This is a genomic window from Shewanella sp. 4t3-1-2LB, assembly GCF_017368415.1.
In the GTDB taxonomy this organism is placed as follows: Bacteria; Pseudomonadota; Gammaproteobacteria; order Enterobacterales; family Shewanellaceae; genus Shewanella; species Shewanella fodinae.
In genome coordinates this window covers 1-6,688 of the sequence record NZ_JAFNJD010000076.1, presented here as the reverse complement: position 1 = coordinate 6,688, position 6,688 = coordinate 1, and the positions used below count along the sequence as shown (strand labels likewise).

The 6,688-nt window shown below is 43.9% G+C and carries 5 protein-coding genes; 1 reads left to right on the top strand and 4 read right to left on the bottom strand.

All coding sequences use genetic code 11. The features are described 5' to 3' along the window. Positions 1–166: 166 nt before the first annotated feature. From J3L11_RS18255 to sodB, 4 genes are all read right to left on the bottom strand, one after another. Complete coding sequence (locus tag J3L11_RS18255; RefSeq protein WP_207571907.1) at positions 167–1,687, bottom strand: SpoVR family protein; 1,521 nt, start codon at positions 1,685–1,687, stop codon at positions 167–169. Positions 1,688–1,696: 9 nt separating this feature from the next. Beyond that, positions 1,697–2,965: a YeaH/YhbH family protein gene (locus J3L11_RS18250; protein ID WP_207571906.1), complete on the bottom strand. Its 1,269-nt coding sequence runs from the start codon at positions 2,963–2,965 to the stop codon at positions 1,697–1,699. 54 nt (positions 2,966–3,019) lie between these two features. Then, on the bottom strand, positions 3,020–4,954 hold the full coding sequence (locus tag J3L11_RS18245; protein ID WP_207571905.1) for a PrkA family serine protein kinase: 1,935 nt from the start codon (positions 4,952–4,954) through the stop codon (positions 3,020–3,022). Positions 4,955–5,241: 287 nt separating this feature from the next. Then, the gene (sodB, locus tag J3L11_RS18240; RefSeq protein WP_207571904.1) at positions 5,242–5,823 is read right to left on the bottom strand and encodes a superoxide dismutase [Fe]; all 582 of its coding nucleotides are present in this window, start codon (positions 5,821–5,823) and stop codon (positions 5,242–5,244) included. A gap of 218 nt (positions 5,824–6,041) precedes the next feature. On the opposite strand from sodB, the gene J3L11_RS18235 reads away from it, so the two are divergent. Further along, positions 6,042–6,377 carry a Grx4 family monothiol glutaredoxin gene (locus tag J3L11_RS18235; RefSeq protein ID WP_133040053.1) on the top strand — a complete coding sequence of 112 codons (336 nt, stop codon included), beginning with the start codon at positions 6,042–6,044 and terminating at the stop codon, positions 6,375–6,377. The last annotated feature ends 311 nt before the right edge of the window (positions 6,378–6,688 follow it).

The window sequence follows — 6,688 nt, the reverse complement described above, 5'->3', positions numbered from 1 at the left end:
GAAACCGAGCAGCATGTACTGCCAATACGAGGAGACTCAAGAGCTTACCCTCGGTGTGTTAGAGCAAAACCAAGGAAATATCCAGTCAAAAGAAAATGCCAGTCAGCTCTTAACTGACTGGCATTAGTCGATTGGCAGTCCTTTTGTTTATATCACCGATAAGTTTTCAGGCGGCTGCATGTTTTTCAGGACACGCTGCGATAATTTTGAGCTCACCATCATCATCCATTTGCTCCAGGAATACGTCAAACTTCCAAAGGCGATGCAGATGTTTCAACACCTCATTACGGCTATTTGCCAAGGGGATACCGCGGTTGGGAATATAACGTAACGTCAATGCACGGTCGCCATTCACATTAACGTTATATACCTGAATATTGGGTTCATTATTTGACAGGTTGTATTGAGACGATAACATCTGGCGGATCTCATGATAGCCCTGTTCATTATGGATCGCAGAGATACTGAGATATTCTTGACGTTCATCGTCCAATACACTGAATAATTTGAGTTTGCGGATAAGATTAGGTGACAGATATTGGCTGATAAAACTCTCATCTTTGAAATTCTGCATAGCAAAATGCAAGGTGTCGAGCCAATTACTGCCTGCAATATCCGGGAACCAGCGACGATCTTCATCGGTGGGGTGTTCGCAAATTCGACGAATATCGCAGAACATATTAAAGCCCAAAGCATACGGATTAATACCACTGTAGTAAGGGCTGTTATAGGCCGGCTGTGCCACAACATTGGTGTGGCTTTGTAGAAACTCTAGCATAAAGCGATCAGTAAGGAGCCCTTCATCGTATAGATGGTTGAGTAGGGTATAGTGCCAAAAAGTTGCCCAGCCTTCATTCATGACTTGAGTTTGGCGCTGTGGATAGAAATACTGGCCCAGCTTACGTACGATACGTACCACTTCTCGTTGCCATGGCTCTAGTAATGGCGCTTTTTTTTCAATGAAATATAAAATATTTTCCTGTGGCTCTGGCGGAAAGCGCTTATCAGCCATTAGTTTCAGCTCTGCCGGTTTCATTGGGATTGTGCGCCACAGATCATTAACTTGGCTTTGCAGGTAAGCTTCGCGTTCCTGTTGCCGCAGTTGTTCCTCTTTAAAAGAGATATGTGCTGGCCGTTTATAGCGATCCACGCCGTAGTTCATCAGCGCATGACAGGAGTCGAGGATGCTCTCAACTTCTTCGACGCCATATTTGCGTTCACACTGACTAATGTACTGCTTCGCGAATACCAGATAGTCAATAATGGAGCTGGCATCTGTCCAAGTTTTGAATAGATAATTATTCTTAAAAAAGCTGTTATGGCCATAGCAGGCATGTGCAATCACCAACGCCTGCATGGTGATGGTGTTTTCCTCCATTAGATAGGCAATACAGGGATCTGAATTAATGACAATTTCATAGGCTAGGCCCATCTGACCGCGTTTATATCCCTGTTCCGTCTCGATAAATCGCTTACCAAATGACCAATGGGTGTAGCCAATGGGCATACCGACACTGGCATAGGCATCCATCATCTGTTCTGCGGTAATAATTTCAATCTGGTTGGGATAGGTATTGAGCCGATAATGGGCGGCGACTCTGGCTATCTCCTGCTCATAAGATTGCAGCAGCTCAAAGGTCCATTCCGGCCCATCACTGAGTGGCTGACGTTGCTTGCTTTTTGCCATATGGCCCCCTCAAACTGCTTGCTTCTTGAACAATTCGCGAAATACCGGATAGATATCTTCTACCTGACGAATATTTCGGACCGCCATATTGTCAAATTTTTCAGTGAGTTGTTCATACTCCCGCCATAGCGTCTGGTGTGCGCGATTAGTGATTTCAATATAGGAAAAGTAGCGTACAAACGGCAGGATCTGTTTTTCCAAAAGCTGATAGCACAAAGGGGAGTCATCCGCCCAGTTGTCACCATCAGAAGCCTGTGCAGCATAAATATTCCACTCCTCAGCAGGATAACGTTTTTGCTGAATTTCATGCATCAGCTTTAAGGCACTGGAAACGATTGTGCCACCGGTTTCCTGAGAGTAGAAAAATTCGTGTTCGTCTACTTCCTTTGCCTGGGTGTGATGGCGGATATAGACGACTTCGAGGTTTTTATAGGTACGTGTTAGAAACAGGTATAACAAAATGTAGAAGCGTTTCGCCATATCTTTGGTAGCCTGATCCATAGACCCAGACACATCCATTAAGCAAAACATCACCGCTTGGCTGGTGGGGATTTCCCGTTTAGCAAAATTGTTGAAACGTAAATCAAAGGTATCAATAAATGGGACTTTTTTAATTTTCTGTTTCAGTTCTTCTATCTGATCCTTAAGCGCTAGTATGCGGTCGGCGCTGGCTCCTACTGTGTTTTGTAACTCCGTTAATTCTTGTTCAAGTGCATGTAGCTCACGCTTTTTGCCTGCAGTCATGGCGGTACGCCGAGCCAGAGATGAGCGTAGAGAGCGTACTATGTTGATATTGGTGGGCACGCCATCAGTGGTGTAACCTGCACGATAGGTTTGGTATTCCACTAATTTATTGAGGCGATTTTTCTGGAGATTTGGCAGTTCCAAATCTTCAAACAATAGCTCCAGATACTCGTCTTTGGAGATTTGAAACACAAAGTCATCCTGACCTTCGCCGCTGTCTGATGCCTCACCCGAGCCGCTGCCACCACCGCCGCCTGCGGGTGGTCGTTCAATCTTATCACCACGGGTAAATTGGTCATTGCCGGGGTGTACCCGCTCACGAACACCGCCTTGGCCTTGGTGAAATATAGGCTCGCTAATATCTCGCGTTGGAATACTGATCTTTTCGCCTTTATCAATGTCGGTAACACTGCGCCGGGTGACTGCATCACTTACCGCTTTCTTTATCTGCTGTTTATAGCGGTTGATAAAACGCTGGCGGTTAACAGTACTTTTACCTTTGGCATTTAACCGCCTGTCGATGAAATTTGCCATAAGCACCTCCCAAAGTAAGAACCGGGGCCTCCCCATGGCGGCCCCGCCATCGGACTACGAGGATTTTCTTACCCTCAGGTACCATTCAGATAGCAGCCGTACCTGTTTTTTGGTGTAGCCTTTCTCCATCATGCGACTGACAAAGTCATCATGCTTCCGCTGATCTTCTGTCGAGGTCTTGGTATTAAAGGAAATGACCGGCAACAGGTCTTCAGTATTGGAAAACATTTTTTTCTCTATCACGGTACGCAGCTTCTCATAACTGGTCCAGTTTGGATTGTTACCGTCGTTATTGGCGCGAGCACGCAGTACGAAGTTCACGATCTCATTACGAAAATCTTTGGGATTGCTGATCCCCGCCGGCTTTTCAATTTTTTCCAGCTCGGCATTCAGTGCCGCACGATCGAATAATTGGCCGGTTTCCGGATCACGATATTCCTGATCTTGGATCCAAAAATCAGCGTAGGTAACGTAGCGGTCAAAGATGTTCTGGCCATATTCAGAGTAGGACTCGAGGTAGGCCGTCTGGATCTCTTTCCCGATAAATTCCACATATTTAGGGATTAAATAGCCTTTTAAAAATTCCAAATAACGATCGGCGGTATCGTTGGGGAACTGCTCCTGTTCAATCTGTTTTTCCAACACATAGAATAAATGCACCGGATTGGCGGCTATCTCTGTGCGGTCAAAGTTGAATACTTTAGAGAGGATCTTGAAGGCAAAGCGAGTCGACAACCCTTCCATCCCTTCATCAACCCCAGCGTAATCGCGGTATTCCTGATATGACTTGGCTTTGGGATCCGTATCTTTAAGGCTCTCACCGTTATAAACCCGCATCTTGGAATAAATAGAAGAGTTTTCTGGGGCCTTAATTCTTGATAACACGCTAAACTGCGCCAGAGTTTCTAAGGTACTGGGTGAACAGGGGGCATGCGCCAATTCGGAATTGGCAATGAGTTTTTCATAGATGTGGATCTCTTCTGATACACGCAAACAATAAGGCACTTTGACAATGTATACACGGTCAAGAAATGCTTCATTGTTTTTGTTGTTACGGAATGCACTCCATTCTGACTCATTGGAATGCGCTAGAATGATGCCGCTGAAGGGCAGGGCGGAGAGCCCCTCTGTACCGTTGTAATTCCCTTCTTGGGTAGCCGTCAGCAGGGGATGCAGCACCTTGATTGGCGCTTTAAACATCTCCACAAACTCCATTAGCCCTTGGTTAGCACGGCATAGCGCGCCAGAATAGGCGTAAGCATCGGCATCGTTTTGTGCATAATGCTCAAGTTTACGAATATCGACCTTACCCACCAGCGATGATATGTCTTGATTGTTCTCGTCGCCCGGCTCAGTTTTTGCGATTGCCACTTGATCTAATACTGAGGGAAATACTTTTACCACTCGGAATTTGGAAATATCGCCGCCAAATTCATGTAAGCGCTTAACCGCCCAAGGAGACATGATAGTTTTCAGATAGCGGAGCGGAATTTGGTATTCTTGCTGCAGCAACTTGCCATCTTCTTCTGGGTCAAACAGACAGAACGGATGATCGTTCACCGGGCTGCGTTCACCGTTGGCTGTCAGCACATAAACGGGAACCTGTTGCATCAGGGCTTTGAGCTTCTCAGCTAACGACGACTTACCACCGCCGACAGGTCCCAACAGGTATAGGATCTGTTTTGATTCTTCCAACCCTTGTGCAGAGTGGCGTAAATAGGAAACGATTTGTTCAATAGACTCCTCCATGCCGAAGAAATCCTTAAAAGCCGGATAGCGCGAGATGACTCGGTTTGAGAAAATCCGACTCAATACCGGATTTTTTGATGTATCGATGACTTCCGGCTCACCAATAGCGATAAGCAATCGTTCAGCCGCAGAGGCGTAAGCCGTGCGATCTTTTTTACAGAGGTCGAGAAACTCCTGAAGTGTGAATTCTTCCTCGAGTTTCTTCTCGTAGCGCTGCTGATAATGCTCGAATATACCCATCTTAAACCCCCTGAAGCACCAAGCTTATCTCTGGATGGAAACTCTGGTTATGTAGTGACCTACACTTAATCTTAGACACTATTTTGTGGGTGTTGTCAAAAAAACATAACTAAAACAAAGAGAAATAGTTGCAAAAGCAATATTTGCAGTTGTTGCGACAATGTTGCTAACACTATGAAATAACAGTTTTTAGCCGAAAAAACAGTCGCACGACGAAAAGAGCTGATAAAGGATTTTGGGCAATAAAAAAGGAGCCTTGAAAGGCTCCTTTTTACAAGCGCTGAAACTTAAGCAGCGAAATTCTTATTTACAAAGTCCCAGTTAATCAATTCCCAATAATGGGACAAATAATTGGGTCGAGCATTACGATAGTCGATGTAATAGGCATGTTCCCATACATCAACTGTTAATAAGGGGGTTACTCCATCGGTCAGTGGGCAGCCAGCATTGGAAGTATTCTGAATGGCTAAAGAACCATCAGCCTTTTTCACCAGCCAAGTCCATCCTGAACCAAAGTTGCCTGTAGCACTCTTAGTAAATTCTTCTTTAAACGCCTCAAAAGAATCGAATGTTGCTGCAATTGCATCAGCAATAGCACCAGTTGCTTCCCCGCCAGCATTAGGCGCTAGGCAATTCCAGTAAAAAGTATGATTCCACACCTGAGCGGCATTATTGAACACCCCTCCTGAAGAAGACTTGATAATCGCTTCTAGCGATTTGCCTTCATTTTCAGTTCCAGCTATCAGCTTATTGAGGTTCACCACATAAGTATTGTGATGTTTGCCGTAGTGATACTCTATGGTTTCCTGTGATATATGGGGTTCCAATGCGTCTTTTGCATAAGGTAATGCAGGTAATTCGAAAGCCATTGTTATCTCTCCATTGACTTGGTTTATCATTCTTGAACATGCTCACTGGCTCTATTGTACTGATAAAATTTGTGAAGTGCATCATTGTTTAACCATAATATTATGGTTGCATTTCATTAGATGTTGTGCATCTAAAAACCATACTTTTACTGTGTTTTTGTTGCCATAGGGACTGACGTACAATAGGCAATTACTAGCACCATTACTTAGGAACTAAAATGGATACTGTTGAAAAAATTAAGCGTCAACTTGCTGAAAACCCGATTATTCTTTACATGAAGGGCTCGCCTAAACTGCCAAGCTGCGGATTTTCTTCTCAAGTGGCTCAAATTATGATCAATCTCGGTGAGCAGTTTGCTTTTGTGGATATCCTACAGCATCCTGACATCCGTGCTGAGTTGCCTAAATATGCAAATTGGCCGACTTTCCCACAGTTGTGGGTCGAAGGTGAGCTGATCGGCGGATGTGACATTGTCACAGAGATGTATCAGAAGGGAGAGTTGCAAACTTTGATTAAAGAAACCGCAGATAAATATCGTAAAGACGAAGAATAAACTGATAAAAGAATAAAAAAACCGCAAGTAGCGGTTTTTTTATTCAATATTTCTAGTCCCCGCCAATTCATCAGCATTATCCATAAGTCTATTTATGGTCAAAATTCATACTAAGAAATGAATTGTTAAAATTAAATTTTGTTTATGTTTGTTAATACAATTATCGTTCTGGGAAATAAATTAATTACCCTATTGATGCATCAATAATTAAACATCAACACATTTCGTGAAAACTATTTAACAAATTGATATCATTTTTCAGTAGCTAGGAGTCAAAGTCTTATCAGTACTGGCAGCCATATGTTATAGAA

Excerpts from the sequence above, each read along its gene's own strand:
- J3L11_RS18255 (WP_207571907.1), bottom strand. The coding sequence starts at position 1,687 with ATGGCAAAAAGCAAGCAACGTCAGCCACTCAGTGATGGGCCGGAATGG.
- J3L11_RS18250 (WP_207571906.1), bottom strand. The coding sequence starts at position 2,965 with ATGGCAAATTTCATCGACAGGCGGTTAAATGCCAAAGGTAAAAGTACT.
- J3L11_RS18245 (WP_207571905.1), bottom strand. The coding sequence starts at position 4,954 with ATGGGTATATTCGAGCATTATCAGCAGCGCTACGAGAAGAAACTCGAG.
- sodB (WP_207571904.1), bottom strand. The coding sequence starts at position 5,823 with ATGGCTTTCGAATTACCTGCATTACCTTATGCAAAAGACGCATTGGAA.
- J3L11_RS18235 (WP_133040053.1), top strand. The coding sequence starts at position 6,042 with ATGGATACTGTTGAAAAAATTAAGCGTCAACTTGCTGAAAACCCGATT.